The sequence below is a fragment of the Brevibacillus sp. SIMBA_040 genome (genome assembly GCF_046535075.1).
In the GTDB taxonomy this organism is placed as follows: Bacteria; Bacillota; Bacilli; order Brevibacillales; family Brevibacillaceae; genus Brevibacillus.
In genome coordinates, this window is record NZ_JAWRXI010000012.1 from 122,526 (window position 1) to 138,739 (window position 16,214).

The window sequence follows — 16,214 nt, forward strand, 5'->3', positions numbered from 1 at the left end:
CCTCCTTTCTCTTTGAAGCTATGGTAGTCGCAACTATCATGCCAATTGCCCGCCTTTGACAGGACAAGCATGGCAAATGAAACGGTGTTGCAATATAAAACATAAATAACAAATATTCTGATTTTTGTTATATGATAAATGTAGTTTGACTGCTCGTCCCAATGTGAGACGGCTTTCTCAAAGTGAGACAAGATGAAACGGAGGGATCACGTGCATATTAAAGTGGGGTTATTGTTTTCGTTAACAGGCACAACTGCGCTCACCGAAAAAGGACAATGTGATGCAGCTAGATTGGCCATCGAAGAAGGTAGCCATGGACCATACCAAATAGAAGCGATCGTTCGTGATATTTGTTCCGATCCGAGAAAAAGTGCACAGGAAGCAGAATCGATGGCAAAAGAAGGCGTCCAGATCTTCATCGGATGCTACACATCTGCCTGCAGAAAAGCGATTCTACCGGTACTGGAAAAATACAATTGCCTTCTAGTCTATCCCACTTTATATGAGGGACAGGAATGTCACCCAAACGTGATCTATACCGGAGAATTACCGAATCAGCAGGTACATACGTTACTGGATTATTTGACATGCCACTACGGAAAAAAGGTATATTGCATCGGTACAGATTATATCTACCCGCGTGAAACGAATCAGCAGGTGCATTCATTTTTACATGCTCGCAACGGTGCAGTCGTAAAGGAGTATTACGTCCCATTTGGACATCAGCATTTTCAAGACGTATGGAGCGATATTCTATCCCAGGAGCCGGATGCTATTTTCTCCACCCTCGTTGGAAGAAGCATTATTCCTTTTTACCGTGATCACCATCGCATAGGGGCAAAGCGTAAAAGAGTCCCGATTTTTAGTCCGATTACGAAAGAAACTGAGCTGGAAGCGATTGGCGCGGAATATGGTGCTGGTCATTACAGCTCTGCCAGCTATTTTCAATCCCTGCCTACTCCGGAAAATCTGGCATTTATCCGTTGTTTTCAACAATTCACAGGAGAGAGACGCGCGATCTCCTCTGTCATGTATAACACGTATCTTGGAACGAAGATGGTATTGGACACGATCGTGGAGGCGAAGAGTACCAACCATCGGAAAATTTATGAGCATATGAGCAAAAAGACATTTGAAACGGCATGTGGAACGATGCAGGTAGATGCGCCTCATCGCCACTTGTCACGCCCAGTGAAAATCGGGAAATCTCTACCCAACGGTCAGTTTGAGATCGTGTGGGATTCGGAGCGAAATATACTGCCGAGACCTTTTCCCGCAAGTATCAAGCCCTCCCCTCCCTTGCATGAATTGGCTTTAAAAGCATGGGGGCAAATAAGCGAGGAGGCTGTACTCGTCGTATCTGAGCAAGGAACTGTCATGTATATGAGCAGCAAGGCAGAAGAGCTGACATCGTTTACCCTCGGGCAATCAATCACGCCCGCTATGCTCCAAACGATGCACCAAGCTTTTTTGGTCACTGCCCATCGCGAGCAGAATTACCAGTTTTATTTATTGAAGCCAAGAATGACCACTGTGCTCCCTACTCTACGAGCTTCTCGTTTCGGTCGTGTCCAGACGGTACATCTCGGCTATCAACGAGAGCTGGAAATAGCCAGGCTGGCTGCACAATCCTCTGCCAATGTGTTGATTCTGGGAGAAACCGGGACAGGTAAAGAAGTAATGGCTGAATCGATCCATCGGGAAAGCGATCGCAGAAACGGACCCTTCATAGCAGTGAACACAGCTTTGTTGCCAAAGGATTTGATTGCAAGCGAGTTGTTTGGGTTTGTGGATGGGGCTTTTACTGGAGCTAAAAAAGGCGGGGCAATCGGGAAATTTGAGGCGGCGCATAATGGCACGATCTTTTTGGACGAGATTGGGGATATGCCGCTGGAGCTTCAGGTGGTGCTCCTTCGTGTGATTGAATCGAAGAAAATTATGAGGCTTGGCGAGTCCAGAGAGCGTGCGATCAACGTACGGATCATTGCAGCCACTAACCGCAATCTCCCACAGGAAATTGCCATCACTCACTCGTTTCGTCCTGATCTGTTTTACCGGCTGAATGTCTTGTCGATCACAATTCCTCCCCTCAAGGAACGACCGGAAGACATCGAGCACCTCTGCCAGGAATTTATACACGAATGCTTCCTGACCTATGGAGATGGTCCTCAATCCTTTCAGAAAGAGGCGCTGCATTCCATTGTGCATTACCCATGGCCAGGAAATATTCGCGAGCTGCGTAATGTGATTGAACGTGCTTTTCTATTAGCAAGGCAGGAACAATCGGAAATAACGCTGGAGTATTTGCCACCCAGCATGAGAAGCGGAGATTATATTTTGCAGCAGCCTGCCCGATCCAACTCATTGAAAAGCCTGGAAAGACAAGTCATCGAGCAAGCACTGCAAAAAACAAAATCAGTAACGGAAGCATCACAGTTTCTGGGCATTGCCAGAAGTACGTTATATCGAAAAATTAAAAGCTATTATTGATCACCAGCTGGTCCAGACCAAAACGCGCTGTCGGATGTGCCTGCACGCTTGCTTTGCCAACGGTCAGCATCAATGTTGGCAAAAAGCGGGACGGGATATTCAATTCCTTGATCAAAGCATCACGGTTGTATCCACCCATTGGGCATGTGTCATAGCCTTTTGCTTTTGCAGCAAGCATCAGCTGCATCGCTGCATACGAAGAATTGCGGATGGCTTCGTCACGGGCAATCTCCGGGTTCGATTTGTAAGCACCTTCGATTTGCGCAATCATCGTGTCACGTACAGATTCGTTCATAAGACCGTTTGCAACAGCCTCGTCATACACTAGACGTGCCGACTTGTCTGCTTCCAAATCGCCCAATATAATGATGGTGGCGTATGCATCCACTACTTGCTGCTGATTGTATGCGATCGGGAGCAATTTTTCTTTTATCGCTGGATCAGTCACTACGAGGAAGCGCCAGTGTTGCAGGTTCCAGGAAGAAGGTGCACTTGCTGCCAGACGCAAGATTTCGTTCAGCTCGCCTTGAGGAATCGTTGCGGTAGGATCGTATTTACGTACGCTATGACGCGCTTCCATTACTTGCTCGGTTGTCCATTTGAGTTCAGTTTGCATGTGTATCTGTACCTCCTACGAGTAATAACATGTGAAATTGATGAAACTTACTTTAATATAGTTAGGAACGATTTGCAACTATATTTTTTGTGCATATAGCCTTATTGTTTGAAGGAGGATTCCATGAGATACACGGATAACATTGTCATCGTCACGGGTGCAGGTCACGGAATTGGCCGGGCTGTCGCCAGAATGTATGCCTCTTGCGGCGCACATGTAGTGGTCGCCGAACGCAATCGTGATACTGGAGAAGCAGTCGCACATAGGATCAACTCGCAAACCTCTGACGACAGCGCTACCTTTTATCAAATTGATGTGAGTCAGCCAGAAGAGATTGAACAGCTGATGCAAACGGTTTTTGAACGCCACGGCAGGCTCGATGTTTTGATTAATAATGCGGGTGTGACCAAATGGGAATCTCCCTATGATCTGACGGTAGACGCTTGGGATTCCATCCTAAATACCAATCTGCGCAGTGTGTTCCTCGCGTCCAGGGAAGCTGCCAAAATCATGCGCCAGCAAAAACACGGTTTTATCGTTAATCTGACGTCAACGCGCGCCCATATGTCTGAGCCTAATACCGAGGCCTACGCTGCTTCCAAAGGCGGCATTCTCGCTCTGACACATGCGTTAGCTGTCTCTCTCGGTCCTGATGGCATTCGGGTAAATGCGATTTCACCCGGCTGGATTGAAACGGGCGACTACTCCCTTTTACGTCCCGAAGATCATGAACAGCATCCTGCTGGTCGTGTAGGCACCCCTGATGATATCGCTCGCGCTTGTCTGTTCCTGACACAAAAGGACAATGATTTTATTACGGGAACGGAGCTTGTCATCGATGGCGGAATGACGCGCAAGATGATTTACCTCCCTTAAAAACTAAACCAATGCCCCTCCTGTTGAATATCTTGATTATACCAAGAGATAAAGGAGGAGCAGTAGTATGCCTTTTGAAGAAGAAGATCTCAGGCTTATCGCACTCTGGTTGCTTGCTATCGGGTATCTGATTCTCGCCTTTACCGAATTGGCTGCCCTGAATTATTGACACAAAAGAAAGCCACTCGTGGTCTAACACGAAGTGGCTTTCTACTATTTCATCCCCCAATGGATTACCAGGTTTTAAATGGAGGCGAGCCCGGTGCCTGATGCTGGATTTGCTCCATAATCGGATAACCGTACGCCAGAATAATCAGGAATGCGACCAGTCCGACCCATACAGGCCAACGCTCCAGAATACGAGGAACGTCCTGCTTGGTTTCTGTCTCTCCAATCGGATACTCGGTATTTCCTTTTGGTGCGTAAAAGGTCAGGTACAACAAAATCAAGATCATGAGGATCGCCGATACAAATAGCAGTCCGCCACCAAAAGCCATTACGCGTTGGTAGTCCATCCAGCCAAGTGCAAGCGGATGATCCATGTATGTCGTGTAATCAGTACGGCGCGGTGCTCCTTGCAAGCCCATGGTATGCATCGCCAGGGACATGAGGAACATCCCTACTGCCCAAAATACGGTTTGCACCATTGCCATGCGATTTGCCGTTTTTGTCAACGTGCGACCTGTCAGGGCTGGAACCAGCCAGAAGCTGACCCCGAAGAATGTCATGGCAACTGCGGCACCTACTGTGATATGGAAGTGACCTGTTACCCAGATCGTATTGTGAACGACGGCGTTAATCTGGTTACTTGCGTTAATAATTCCTCCAGCTCCACCAGGGATAAAGAACAGCATACCGACGAATGGAGCGAAAAAGCGAACATCCGTCCAAGGCAGCTTTTTGAACCAGCCAAACAGCCCTACTCCGCCTTTTTTACGTCCAGACGTTTCAAAAATCGCAAACATCGAGAAGGCTGTCATCAACGATGGTATAACGACGATCAGTGTGAGTGTTACGTGAATCATCTTCCAGCCTGCCGAGATACCTGGCTCCATCAGCTGATGGTGGAAGCCTACAGGGATCGAGAACAGCAACAGCAAAATAAAGGCGAGACGGCTGAGCGAGTCACTGAATACGTGTCCGCCGATGATTCGTGGAATACATACATACCATGCCATGTAAGCAGGCATCAACCAGAAGTATACGAGCGGATGTCCGAAGAACCAGAACAAGGTGCGGCTAAGCATGACGTTAATCGTTGGCGTGAGTCCAAGCGACCACGGAATAAGCTGAAACAATACTTCTGCAGCTACAGGAAGCGTAGCGATAATCCACATAATATAGGTGGTTACTGCCATGAAAACGAACAGTGGGGACATTTGCCCCTTGTTTTCCCGTCTCCATTTGCGATAGCTCGTAAAGACACTGATACCCGCAATCCAGCTACCAACTACCAGCAGCGCTGCGCCGATGTAAAAGTAAGGCGACGCTTTTAGCGGTGCGTAAAAGGTGTATAATACCGAAGCTTCATTTCTTAAAATGGTGACGACAGCCATCGCTGTACCAACCACCATCATAATCCATCCAATCCAGCCCAGCTTCAGTGCTGTACCGTGCAAAGCACCGCCTGTCGTGCGAGCAACACCTGAGAAAATAAATCCAACGATGAAAAACGTGGTAAAAATAAGTGCCATCAATACACCGTGCGCAGTCAAAATTTGATAGTAGTTCGTCCAGCTAGGCAGCTCCATGATGCCGCCGCGCACCATCCCTTGCAGCATTCCCGCCAATGCTGCGAGTCCGAATGCCACATACGCTACCCAGACATAAGCCAGACTCAGCTTTGCCGTTGCTGGTGCGATCGGAGCATGTGAGATCTTTGTCTCTTCTTTTCGTGCGATTACCATCCATTATCACCTACCTTTTATTTCACAATAATTGTAGTCGCCATCACCTGATGACCTGCTCCACAATACTCGTTGCAAAGAATCAAGTACTCGCCCGGTTTGTCAAACGTATAGGTGGCAGAGCTGATATGTCCTGGCAACACCATGAAGTTGACGTTTGTCTCAGGGATTTGAAAGCCGTGGATAACATCAGGACTGGTAACGTGGAAATTTACCGTAGAGCCAACTGCTACTTCCATTTTCGTGGGAGAAAAACCAAACGCAAAGGCTGTCATGTAGGCGTCAAATTCCTTTTCCCCTACCTGCTTTAAACCTGGCTTATCAAAAGGAGGTGTCTCCATTACTTTTTCTGGATCAATCATTTCCATGTTACTTGGCGGAGCCATCCCCATCGCGAATGCATTGACGCACAATAAGACAATAAACAAGGCCAAGCCGCCTGCGCCAAGCATCAACCAAATTTTTTCAAAACGATGCAAATGCATAAGTACCCTCCTTCTCTATCCTCTTATGCCCGTTCCAGGAAAAGACCGAATACACCAAACCAACTGAGGAGAATAATACCTCCGACGATTAGCACGGCAGCAAACGTCCCTTTCAGGTTTTCCTCCGGCTGGGTCTTTTCTTGTTTGGATTTCTTTGTTTGACCCGGAGTGTTTGTTTGCGTCTCCATCGCGTTCTCCTCCTTTCCTAGTGCCCTTGTGGGGCGTGGTTACTTTACGCCTTCATTCTACCGCTGGGTCTAGTTGGAAGTAATTCGGGGAAATCCCCTAAAATGGTCGGGGAAACTCCTGATATTCGGTGGTTTCGGACACAAGTTGGACATAAAACCAGTGTTCGGCGGGCTGTCGTGGAGGGGAGGAAACGGGAGAAAACGCTCCAGGTACTTGGGACCCTAGCTTGGGGGATTTTACTGGACGCCTCCATGGAAAAAGGGAAACCGCGTCCAAAGTGGCCCGTTTCAGGGAGCTTTTTCAAGGTGGACGCTTAATGGCGTGTTTCCCTTTTTCCACTACGGCTTGGTCTGGGTCCCAAAGACCTTCGCTTTTTTCTCCCGTTTCCTCTGCGAGCTGTCACCGATGTTCGTGGCCTAAATACGTGAAAAGCGTCTGAGCATTATCTCTCAGACGCTTGGTTGCGGTATTGGATAGGAATTTAATTAATCTTTCTTTAAACTTTTGATCAACTTTAGAACTTCGTCACGATCAATATTCGATTGGATTTCATAGTAAGGGATGCTTTTTATATCAACTGTTTCTTGCAGTATTTCTTTAGGAACAAATACATAGTTGAAAATGTTTTGTGCTTGTAAGGAAGTATTTACTTCGCCTGCAAAATCTCCAATTTCAAGATATTCAAACATAGGGTCTTCTTTCTCGATGCTTTTATTTGCTAGCTTGTTAAAGTAATTCCTAACAAGATTTGTGTACATATATGTGGATCCTAATTTCTGTATTATCTCGATGTACTCTTTTTCTTTTGCATAGGTGACCAGAACCCCCTGCTTGTCACTATCTAGTTGTGTATTCACAGTAAAACCTTCTGGAATGTATTCTGGGCTATACACGGAAAAACCTAGGTTTTTCATGGGTTCCACACTAATATTGGATGCACAGCCGACCAAAGCCATTGCAAACACAACAATAAGAATTATTCTATTCAAAATCTAGCCAGCCTTTTTTAATCGCATACCTTACTAGATCGGGGCGTGTGCGCAGGTGCAGCTTTTCCATGATATGTGCCTTGTGTGACTCGACTGTTTTGACCGAGACGGTTAGCTGCTCGGCGATTTCCTTGTTGCTGAAGCCTTTGGCGATGAGGACGAGCACTTCTTTTTCCCGGTCGGTCAGGATTTCGTATTTCGCCTGCTCTTCGCCGTTTTTGACCATCTGCAAAAACTCCTCTATCAAGGACTTCGTTGCAGACGGGTATAAATAAGCCATGCCGTTGTTCACCGAACGGATGGCAGCGATCAGGTCGAGGTCAGGTGCGCTTTTTAAAATATAGCCTGCCGCTCCTGCCTGGAGGACACGGAACAAATACTCCTCATCGTCGTGCATAGTCAATACGAGCACTTGAATTTCAGGCGCTGTTTCCTTCAGTCTGGCTGTTGCCGTCAATCCATTTTCACCTGGCGGCATGCTCAGGTCCATCAGCACGACGTCAGGCCGAATCTCCCACGCTTTTTCACATGCTTCTTTGCCGTCAGCGGCATACGCGACAACTTCCATGTCTGCCTGGGCGTTGATGAGCATGCCCAAGCCAGATCGCACGATGGCATGGTCGTCAGCGATTAACACGCGAATGGTCATTTTCTATCCCCTCCTTTGGCAACGGAATCCGTACAATTACGGTCGTACCCTCATTCGGAGCAGAACGGATATCTACCGTCCCCCCGAGCAGTTGGGCACGCTCCTTCATTCCGAATACCCCAAGGCCCTTGCCTGTATTGAGAGCCTTGTCTACCTCAAAGCCGATACCGTCATCTACTACTGTCACTACGATTTCTTTTTCCCTGTCTTCAAACACGATGCCAAGCTGGCTCGCCTGAGCATACTTAGCGGTGTTGGTCATAGCTTCCTGAACAATCCGGTACAAGGCTGTTTCCATTGCTGCCGTATATCTGCGACGCGTCCCTTGTGTATGCAGCTCTACCTGAATGTTAAAGCTCTTCTCCACCCGTTTCATCAGCGAGCGCAATGCCGGCAACAAGCCCAGATCGTCGAGAGCGGACGGACGCAGCTCCAGAGCCATCCGCTTCACCTCTTCCATCGCTTTGGAAGTCATGTGCAGCAAATCTGTGACGTGCTGCCTGATCGGATCGCTCAAGTTCCCTTGCCCGACGACATTCAGCCCGACCAAAATACTGTACAGCGCCTGACCTACCCCATCATGAAGCTCGCGGGAGATACGCTTGCGCTCTTCTTCCTGTGCCTGGATCGCAAAATTGGTCAGCTTGTTTTGGTAGCGCTCCTTTTCAGCCCTTTGCTGTACTGACATATCACGCAGAATCATTACCATTTTGCCGTTTGACTCTTTTGGCAGCTGCGCAGAGCTTGCCGCTACAGGGAACTCCTTGCCTTCCTTTGTGCGTAATCGCATTTCGAAGGACGGCATTTGCACCTGTTTGAAAAAGCAGTCCGTACAAGTAGACTCTTCCATGCACGTCGCCATTCCGCGACATATCTCACATATGTGTTTCGCTCCGACCAGATCTTCTTCCGTCCAGCCCGTCATCTGCTCCAAAGCAGCATTCACTTTTACAATCAATCCATCACGGTCAATCACCATGATCGCGTCACTCACGTTGGCAAAGATGGACTGAATAAGAGAAATCGCTTCACTAGACGTACCCAGCTCTTCTTTCCACGTACCCATGGCGCTCCTCCTTGCGGACAATATCTTAACGCTATTGTAGAGTTTACGCGCACGAAAGTGTATCAGGGAATTCCCTTAACCTAAGAGGTTTCAGCCGATTATGAAGAAAACCTCTGTGTAGCACAAAAAAACGGGACAGCCTGCGCCGTCCCGTTCTCATTATTGTTGTTCTACAACCTCTACTACGATTTTCTCAGCAACACCGATTGGCGGCAAGCTGCGAGTCAGTTTGGGGCCATAAAAAGCATATACTTGCATGTCTGCTTTCAGCTCTTCCGGCTTCATCACCTTGTTGTCTCTTGCACTCACGATCACGGTATCCTTGTTAATGATCAGCGCTACCTTTTCAGGGGATGTCGCTGTCAGACCACGACCTTCTACCAGCATTTTGTAGGTGCCTTCTTGGTCTTTCTCAATGCTAACTACTTTGCCGGCTGTGCCTACTACATCTTGCGACTCCAGGCTATCTTTTACTGCGATAGTGATCGCGCCAGTTTGCGGCGGCATGCTCATCGCCATGTATTTTTGGTGTGTTGCTTCGATCTCCATGCCCAGCTTCAAGTCTTCTGGCTTCAGCTCTTTACCTGCGGCATCTGTAATTTTGGTCTTCTCGTCCAGGTGCAAAATGATTCCAGTCTGGTAACCATCGATCAGGATCGACATTTTGCCATTCTCGGTTTTATTGATGTTTGTAATAGTACCTGTACGCACTGGCGCTTTTTCAGCTTCTTCGTCCACGACTGTCACCGCACTATCGGATACATTTACTTCTGCTTGCAGGATTTCGTCAACAAAAGCGACTGGTACATAGGTGCTGCCGTTTAACAGACGCGGTTCAGCTCCCAAAGTTTTGTACATTTTAGCGAACGGGTAGCGATCCTCTCCTGCCTTTGCATAACTGGAAATCGCACCTTTTTGTACCTCTGCTGCTTTTACCTGCTCATTCCAGGCTACCTTGAATCCGAGTGATTCTGCTACTGGGCGAAGTGGAACCAGAACAGTTTGTTGCTGCTTATCGTAAATCGCTGCTTGTGTGATAGCAACTCCATTAATATTTACGGAGAGTTCTTTTACTGGTTCGGAGGTCGCCGATACTACGTTGGTTCCCAAAACGGCGAGCGCCGCCAAAGTCATCATACCTGTACGTATTTTTTTCATGCTGTTCCAGCCTCCAATATTTATGTGTGTTTTAGTTTGTCTACTCCTTGGACGACAGCATTCCAAAAAACGTTTCAAAAAAATTTTATGGCTGTGTTTGCATCGTTGCATTTCGCGGCATCGGAACGTCCGGCTTCCCTGTCGGATTATTGTATAAATAATTGGGAACCTTGCCAACGATCAACGCCTCGGTAATCGGAATTTCCGTTGTAACAGTCTGCTGCTTGGTAGCAAACGGAATGATAACCCGCAGATCAACCTCAACATAAATGAAAACCGTCACCAGCACCATGTTGATTCCCGCCTGCTTAAGACGAGTCTCCAGCCGCGTCTTGACAGCCCCGATGGGGACAAACGATACCGGAATATCTGGCCCAAGGTGCTCCAGGAAAACGTTTTTGGTCGCCAAGCCAAGCGGTATCGTCGTTTTGACATTTTCCTGCTCGAATTCCTTCAGACGATTTTGAATCCGCGCGGTCGTTTCACCGACGATGCGGGAGTACTCCTTGAAATTGAAATTGACCGCCTTGATGCTGCCTTCCCCGTCTTTTTCCATGATGACGATCTCGTTGAAGTCTACCCCTTGCTGGGTCAGTCGTTTCGTCACTGCATCCGTAATCGCAAGCTTCGCCACCTGATCGGCCTTGGACTGGGCAATTAGCATAAGAGTTGGCTCGACCCGTTTTTCCGCAACAATAAACAGAATGAACAGCCCAATGATCACGAATAGCGTAATCACTATAATCTTTCTGCCTCGCCTTCGCCTACCCCCTCTGTTAAAGCGCACGTGTGACTCCCTTTCCCCCGCTTACGTTACGGCTTTTCGTGAGTGATTTAGTCAGGACGAACCGTACGCATAGACGAGCGTTTTTGCTTGCTTGCGCGTTGGCGACCGCTAGTTAGCACTCCGCCAATTCCAGCCACAAACGTAGGGATACCGGATGTAACCAAAATCAATGCCCAATCCCGGAAATTCAGATCGGTTGTCTTAAAGATCGGTTGCAGTGCGTCAATATAGACGACACCAAGCACCAGTACGAGCGAAGAAATGACCGCCCAGACGAGGTACTTGTTTTCAAATACATTTCGATGAAAAACGCTGTATTGGCTGCGGCAATCAAATACGTGAATAAGCTGTGCCATCACCAATGTGACAAAAGCTACAGTCTGTGCATGCACGAGGTCATTCGGATTCTCGCGCAAGGTTAACCAGAAGGCAAGCAGTGTCATGGCTCCGATCAAAAATCCGCGACTAATAATTTTCCACCCTAATCCGCGACTGAAAATATTTTCGGACTTGTTGCGCGGATGCTGGTACATCGTGTCCTTCTCCGCCTGATCCACACCCAAAGCCATTGCCGGCAACCCGTCCGTGACCAGATTGACCCACAAAATCTGAATCGGGACCAAAGGCAGAGGCATACCGAGAATCATCGCGAAAAACATGACGAGAATTTCACCAACGTTGGAAGCAAGCAGGTAGCGGATAAATTTTCGGATGTTGTCGTAAATGTTGCGGCCTTCCTCCACCGCTGCAACAATCGTGGCAAAGTTGTCATCACGAAGCACAAGATCAGCCGCTTCCTTGGTCACATCCGTACCTGTGATTCCCATGGCAATCCCGATATCGGAGGTCTTGATAGCTGGTGCATCGTTGACGCCATCCCCGGTCATCGCTACCACATGCCCCTTGCTTTGCAGGGCACGGACAATGCGCAGCTTGTGTTCTGGGGAGACACGCGCGTAAACGGTTACCCGCTCAGCGTATTCTGCCAGCTGGGCATCGGACATGCTGTCCAGCTCGCGACCTTCGAGCACTTCGCCGTAGCCACGCATAAGACCGATCTGGCGGGCGATGGCTTCTGCTGTCACCTTGTGATCACCGGTAATCATCACGGTCTTGATGCCTGCTTGATGGCACAGGCTGATGGCGGAGCGAACTTCTTCACGCGGTGGGTCAATCATGCCGGCCAAACCGACAAATACGAGATTGCTTTCTACGGAATTGATCGGTTGCCCTGGTCGATAGCCTTGCAGCGTTTTATAGGCAAAAGCCAGCACGCGCAGTGCCTTACCAGCCATTCTCTCTGTCTGCTCCAGCACCTGATGGCGAAGCGTAGCCGACAGCGGCTGCAGCTCCCCTTTCCAGAGAATGTGGGTAGACCTCGCCAGCACCGCTTCCGCTGCCCCCTTGGTTAACAGCGAGTAAACTCCATCTGTTCCCTTTTCCACAACAGACATCATCTTGCGCTCTGAGTCAAAGGGGAGCTCTTCTACGCGTGTTGACTGTGGGCCATCCTTTTTGCGATCTTGACTGCCTTGTTGTCCTTTTGCCGCCAAGACCTTGAGCGCACCTTCTGTCGGATCACCGATGACCTGCCAAAAGCGACTCGTCTTCCCTACGCCTAAAATATTTCGGGTGCTCGATTCCTCGCAGGTCAGGCGGGCGTTGTTGCAGCGCTCTGCGATCCGCAGAATTTGGCTGAGCGCTCCATCCCGACCTACCGATACCGTCTTGCCCTGGTATTGAAAAGAGCCTTCTGGTTCGTAACCGCTGCCGCTCACCTCGTACATCGTATTGCTATGCCAAACGTGCGTAACGGTCATCTTGTTCTGCGTGAGTGTACCTGTTTTGTCAGAGCAAATAACAGAGGCGCACCCTAAAGTCTCCACAGACGGCAGCTTGCGCACAATCGCATTGCGCCGGATCATACGCTGTACGCCGAGTGCCAACGCTACAGTCACGATGGCTGGCAAACCTTCAGGAATTGCCGCTACCGCCAGGCTCACTCCAGCGAGGAACATGGTAAACAGGTCATGACCGTGCCATACCCCTGCACCAATAACCACGATCGTCAGCAATACTGCGACGACTACGAGAATTTTGCCCATTTGCTCCAGGCGCATCTGCAGTGGCGTCTCCACTTCCTCTGCTGTGTTCATCAGATGCGCAATCTTCCCGATCTCCGTGCCCATTCCGGTAGCTACGACAATTCCGCTGCCTGTTCCGCCCGTCACCATCGTTCCCATAAAGCCGAGGTTCTTTTGGTCTCCCAGCGGCACCTGCACATCAATCGCATGCTCGATTGTTTTTATCATTTTGCCGACAGGTACCGACTCTCCCGTGAGCGCAGACTCTTCAATCTCCAGCCGGTTTGCGGAGATGAGACGCATATCGGCCGGTACCCGGTCCCCTGACTCTAAAAGCACGAGATCACCAGGTACTAGACGGGAAGCCGGGATCATCGCGAGGTGTCCATCTCGCATGACACGGGCCATCGGCGAAGCAAGCTCTTTTAAAGCTTGCAGCGATCGCTCTGCCTTTGCCTCCTGAATAAATCCGAGAATGCCGTTAATGATGATGATCGCGATAATCGTAATCGCATCGAGGTATTCTCCGAGGAAGTAAGAAATCAACGTGGCGATGAACAAGATGAGAACCATGAAATCCTTGAACTGGTCAACGAAGACCGCGTAGAGAGGCTTTCGCTTGGTCTCAGCCAACTGGTTGGCACCGTGTTTAGCCAGTCGCCGCTCTGCCTCCTGCTGAGTCAATCCCTGCGCCGCATCGCTATGAAGGGCATCGGTCACGTCGGCCGCTGCCAGCGTGTACCATTTTCGAATTGGCTGTGTATCCACCTACATCTCCTCCATCCACTTCTCACTCCTTTTCATGTGTATGCAGACGAGCCAGAAAATAAAACAACCCGTCCCCCTACTCTGGGACGAGTTCATGTAAAGATCATATTAAAGGCTTTTGACAAGCCCAATAAAAATTAGCAAAATCGGCGGCAGCCAGGTCAAGCGTGTCAGCCACTTCATTTTCCCCGCACGGCGTCCGAGTGCGAGACCCAGCGCCAAAAGCAGAGCTCCCATAACCGCTATGCAAATGGCGACGAGAAGCGGTGTATAGCCGAGAAAGGTAAGACTGATGCCCGCTCCAAAGGCATCGAGTGACAAGGCGAGACCAAGCATGACGGCCTCCCAGCCCATAATATGCCCGGAACGGTCCGCGTCGGCTTTGGCCGGGTCGCGCAAGATCTGAATCATTACTCCAAAAATGCGAAATTGAGACAAGACAGTGCGTTCTGCTTCCTCCTGCTTTTCTACGGCAACGCTTTGGGAATCCTGTCTGGACACAGCAAGCATATCTCCTGCTGTTTCACAGGATGAGCTTCGACCCACTTCCCCTGCCAAGTCGTGTTCTTCTTGGGCTTTCGCCCGTGGCGAAACAAGTCTCCACAGCGTAAACAATCCCATGATAATTAACACGGCAGCACCGATGTGTTTTCCAATCTCGGGCGTCAGCCAGTACGTGAGCGACGAGCCCACCAGCATGACCCCATACACGACCACAAACGAACAACCCGACACGACAATAAGAGACAACAGCGGCATTCTCATGTTGCGCAAACCATACGTTAATCCTACGCTGACACTGTCCATGCTGATGGCCAGGGAAACGAGCAGGAGTGAGAGCCATCCGCTCACATGTGGTCACCTCTTTCTCTACGTGTAAGAAAGCTTAAGCACTCAATTGTTGCTAGCATGCCACTTAAACCTTCTGAAACACATAACAAACCTTCAACAAAAACGCTGTCGCTCTTTCCCTTAGAAATTCGCGACAAAAGTTTCTGTATTGCCTATTAGGTATACGCCAAATACCCGGGATATGTGCTTAAAAAAGCGTAAAGGAGGTGACAAAACGGAGAGTGGACTTCAAAATGAAAAACGCCAAAGCTCTGTCTGACAGAGCCTTAGCGTTTTCACGAATCTTTAAACCACTTATTGTTGAACTGGGGCTGCGTTCAAAGCTTCTTCTGGAACTTTGATTTCGCCGACTACGTTATGTTTGGAGAACGTGCTTGTCGTTTCCATCTCGAGAGAAATTTTTTGACCTTCTTGCTCCATCTCCATAGTCATGTTAACGACCGAGCGTGTAGGCAAATACGTTTCTTTGTTTACAGCGTTCTGGATTTTGAGACTTTTGATGTTCATCGAGTCCAGCATAGCTGTAGCTTGCTCCCCAGCACCTGCGCCTGCTTGGCTCATCAGTTCCTTCGCAAGCTCCTTCACATTGTCGCCAGACAGTTCTGCTGATATGACGTAATCGCTGCCATCTTCAGCAATTTTTGTATCGCTGACGATTTTTTTGAACTGCTCCATCTGTTTCTCTGGCTCCATGGAAGCCTTCATGCTCGCCATAATTTGATCCTTCATCTCGTTAGGCAGCTTCATCCAGGTACCATTCGTCTGGGTGTAGATACCCTCATTTGTGATGTATTGCTTAACAGTTTGCTCTCCCTGCGGCATTTTCATTTGAATCTCTTGGTACATTTGCAATGGCTCTTTTACAAAGTCTGATTTCATAGTCATATCCACTTTTTGCTCTTGCTTTTGATCGCCTTGTGACATCACCATGTTTTGGTTCACTTTCGAATCCATGGAGAAGCTTTTTAATTCAGCGCTTGCTTTTGCTGTTTTTTCAATCATCTCTTCTACAGTAGGTACCACTGCAGCTGCTTGTTTAGCCTCGTTTGTTTGAGCATTGTTGTTCGGCTTCTCTGCTGAACCACATGCTGTCACGCTGATCGCAGTCGCAACTGCCAAGAATAAAACTGACCACTTCTTCACTCCATTATCCCCCTATATATTGAACTATTAACAAGGATATCCAAGTCTAAATAGGGACCAAAGAGGATTTAGTCCCTATTAAATAGGCACATTTTCCCTTTTGCATACAAATAATGCCTTTTTTTCATCGCAATTGGGACTTCCAGCCTCAGGCG

14 protein-coding genes are annotated in these 16,214 nt (G+C 48.7%); 2 read left to right on the forward strand and 12 right to left on the reverse strand.

Translation table 11 applies throughout. From position 1 onward, the window contains the following. The first annotated feature begins 210 nt into the window (after positions 1–210). Positions 211–2,490, forward strand: coding sequence for a transporter substrate-binding protein (locus SB752_RS20805; protein ID WP_410717469.1), 2,280 nt, complete (start codon positions 211–213; stop codon positions 2,488–2,490). Here the strand turns inward: SB752_RS20805 and SB752_RS20810 are convergent. Continuing rightward, complete coding sequence (locus SB752_RS20810) at positions 2,474–3,106, reverse strand: nitroreductase family protein (protein ID WP_410717470.1); 633 nt, start codon at positions 3,104–3,106, stop codon at positions 2,474–2,476. The two genes, SB752_RS20805 and SB752_RS20810, sit on opposite strands and share 17 nt — an antisense overlap. Before the next feature lie 123 nt (positions 3,107–3,229). On the opposite strand from SB752_RS20810, the gene SB752_RS20815 reads away from it, so the two are divergent. After that, a complete protein-coding gene (locus tag SB752_RS20815) occupies positions 3,230–3,982 on the forward strand; it encodes a glucose 1-dehydrogenase (protein ID WP_410717471.1) in 753 nt (250 codons plus the stop codon). 233 nt (positions 3,983–4,215) lie between these two features. Here the strand turns inward: SB752_RS20815 and SB752_RS20820 are convergent, their stop codons facing one another. The 11 genes from SB752_RS20820 to SB752_RS20870 all read right to left on the reverse strand — a co-directional run bounded on the left by SB752_RS20820 (position 4,216) and on the right by SB752_RS20870 (position 16,059). Further along, complete coding sequence (locus tag SB752_RS20820) at positions 4,216–5,889, reverse strand: b(o/a)3-type cytochrome-c oxidase subunit 1 (RefSeq protein ID WP_410717472.1); 1,674 nt, start codon at positions 5,887–5,889, stop codon at positions 4,216–4,218. Positions 5,890–5,906: 17 nt separating this feature from the next. Beyond that, positions 5,907–6,374 carry a cytochrome c oxidase subunit II gene (locus SB752_RS20825; RefSeq protein ID WP_103108132.1) on the reverse strand — a complete coding sequence of 156 codons (468 nt, stop codon included), beginning with the start codon at positions 6,372–6,374 and terminating at the stop codon, positions 5,907–5,909. A 23-nt stretch (positions 6,375–6,397) separates the two neighbouring features. Further along, positions 6,398–6,562: a cytochrome c oxidase subunit 2A gene (locus SB752_RS20830; protein WP_103108133.1), complete on the reverse strand. Its 165-nt coding sequence runs from the start codon at positions 6,560–6,562 to the stop codon at positions 6,398–6,400. Positions 6,563–7,048: 486 nt separating this feature from the next. Next, complete coding sequence (locus SB752_RS20835) at positions 7,049–7,552, reverse strand: DUF4367 domain-containing protein (protein ID WP_410717473.1); 504 nt, start codon at positions 7,550–7,552, stop codon at positions 7,049–7,051. Continuing rightward, the gene (locus tag SB752_RS20840; protein WP_049742385.1) at positions 7,545–8,201 is read right to left on the reverse strand and encodes a response regulator; all 657 of its coding nucleotides are present in this window, start codon (positions 8,199–8,201) and stop codon (positions 7,545–7,547) included. Before SB752_RS20840 ends, SB752_RS20835 begins: the two co-directional genes overlap by 8 nt. After that, the gene (locus tag SB752_RS20845; protein ID WP_410717474.1) at positions 8,176–9,267 is read right to left on the reverse strand and encodes a PAS domain-containing sensor histidine kinase; all 1,092 of its coding nucleotides are present in this window, start codon (positions 9,265–9,267) and stop codon (positions 8,176–8,178) included. The genes SB752_RS20840 and SB752_RS20845 overlap by 26 nt, the downstream gene beginning before the upstream one ends. Before the next feature lie 159 nt (positions 9,268–9,426). Beyond that, complete coding sequence (locus tag SB752_RS20850) at positions 9,427–10,425, reverse strand: copper amine oxidase N-terminal domain-containing protein (RefSeq protein WP_410717475.1); 999 nt, start codon at positions 10,423–10,425, stop codon at positions 9,427–9,429. Between the two features lie 85 nt (positions 10,426–10,510). Next, a complete protein-coding gene (yunB, locus tag SB752_RS20855) occupies positions 10,511–11,212 on the reverse strand; it encodes a sporulation protein YunB (protein ID WP_410717476.1) in 702 nt (233 codons plus the stop codon). A gap of 47 nt (positions 11,213–11,259) precedes the next feature. Beyond that, complete coding sequence (locus SB752_RS20860; protein WP_410717477.1) at positions 11,260–14,064, reverse strand: calcium-translocating P-type ATPase, SERCA-type; 2,805 nt, start codon at positions 14,062–14,064, stop codon at positions 11,260–11,262. 108 nt (positions 14,065–14,172) lie between these two features. Then, positions 14,173–14,916 carry a manganese efflux pump gene (locus SB752_RS20865; protein ID WP_410717478.1) on the reverse strand — a complete coding sequence of 248 codons (744 nt, stop codon included), beginning with the start codon at positions 14,914–14,916 and terminating at the stop codon, positions 14,173–14,175. 294 nt (positions 14,917–15,210) lie between these two features. Then, a complete protein-coding gene (locus SB752_RS20870) occupies positions 15,211–16,059 on the reverse strand; it encodes a DUF6612 family protein (protein ID WP_410717479.1) in 849 nt (282 codons plus the stop codon). Positions 16,060–16,214 lie beyond the last annotated feature (155 nt).

What these genes read in the sequence shown, in the direction of transcription:
- SB752_RS20815 (WP_410717471.1), top strand. Translation starts at nt 3,230, where the DNA reads ATGAGATACACGGATAACATTGTCATCGTCACGGGTGCAGGTCACGGA.
- SB752_RS20830 (WP_103108133.1), bottom strand. Translation starts at nt 6,562, where the DNA reads ATGGAGACGCAAACAAACACTCCGGGTCAAACAAAGAAATCCAAACAA.
- SB752_RS20840 (WP_049742385.1), bottom strand. Translation starts at nt 8,201, where the DNA reads ATGACCATTCGCGTGTTAATCGCTGACGACCATGCCATCGTGCGATCT.
- SB752_RS20845 (WP_410717474.1), bottom strand. Translation starts at nt 9,267, where the DNA reads ATGGGTACGTGGAAAGAAGAGCTGGGTACGTCTAGTGAAGCGATTTCT.
- SB752_RS20810 (WP_410717470.1), bottom strand. Translation starts at nt 3,106, where the DNA reads ATGCAAACTGAACTCAAATGGACAACCGAGCAAGTAATGGAAGCGCGT.
- SB752_RS20850 (WP_410717475.1), bottom strand. Translation starts at nt 10,425, where the DNA reads ATGAAAAAAATACGTACAGGTATGATGACTTTGGCGGCGCTCGCCGTT.
- SB752_RS20825 (WP_103108132.1), bottom strand. Translation starts at nt 6,374, where the DNA reads ATGCATTTGCATCGTTTTGAAAAAATTTGGTTGATGCTTGGCGCAGGC.
- SB752_RS20820 (WP_410717472.1), bottom strand. Translation starts at nt 5,889, where the DNA reads ATGGTAATCGCACGAAAAGAAGAGACAAAGATCTCACATGCTCCGATC.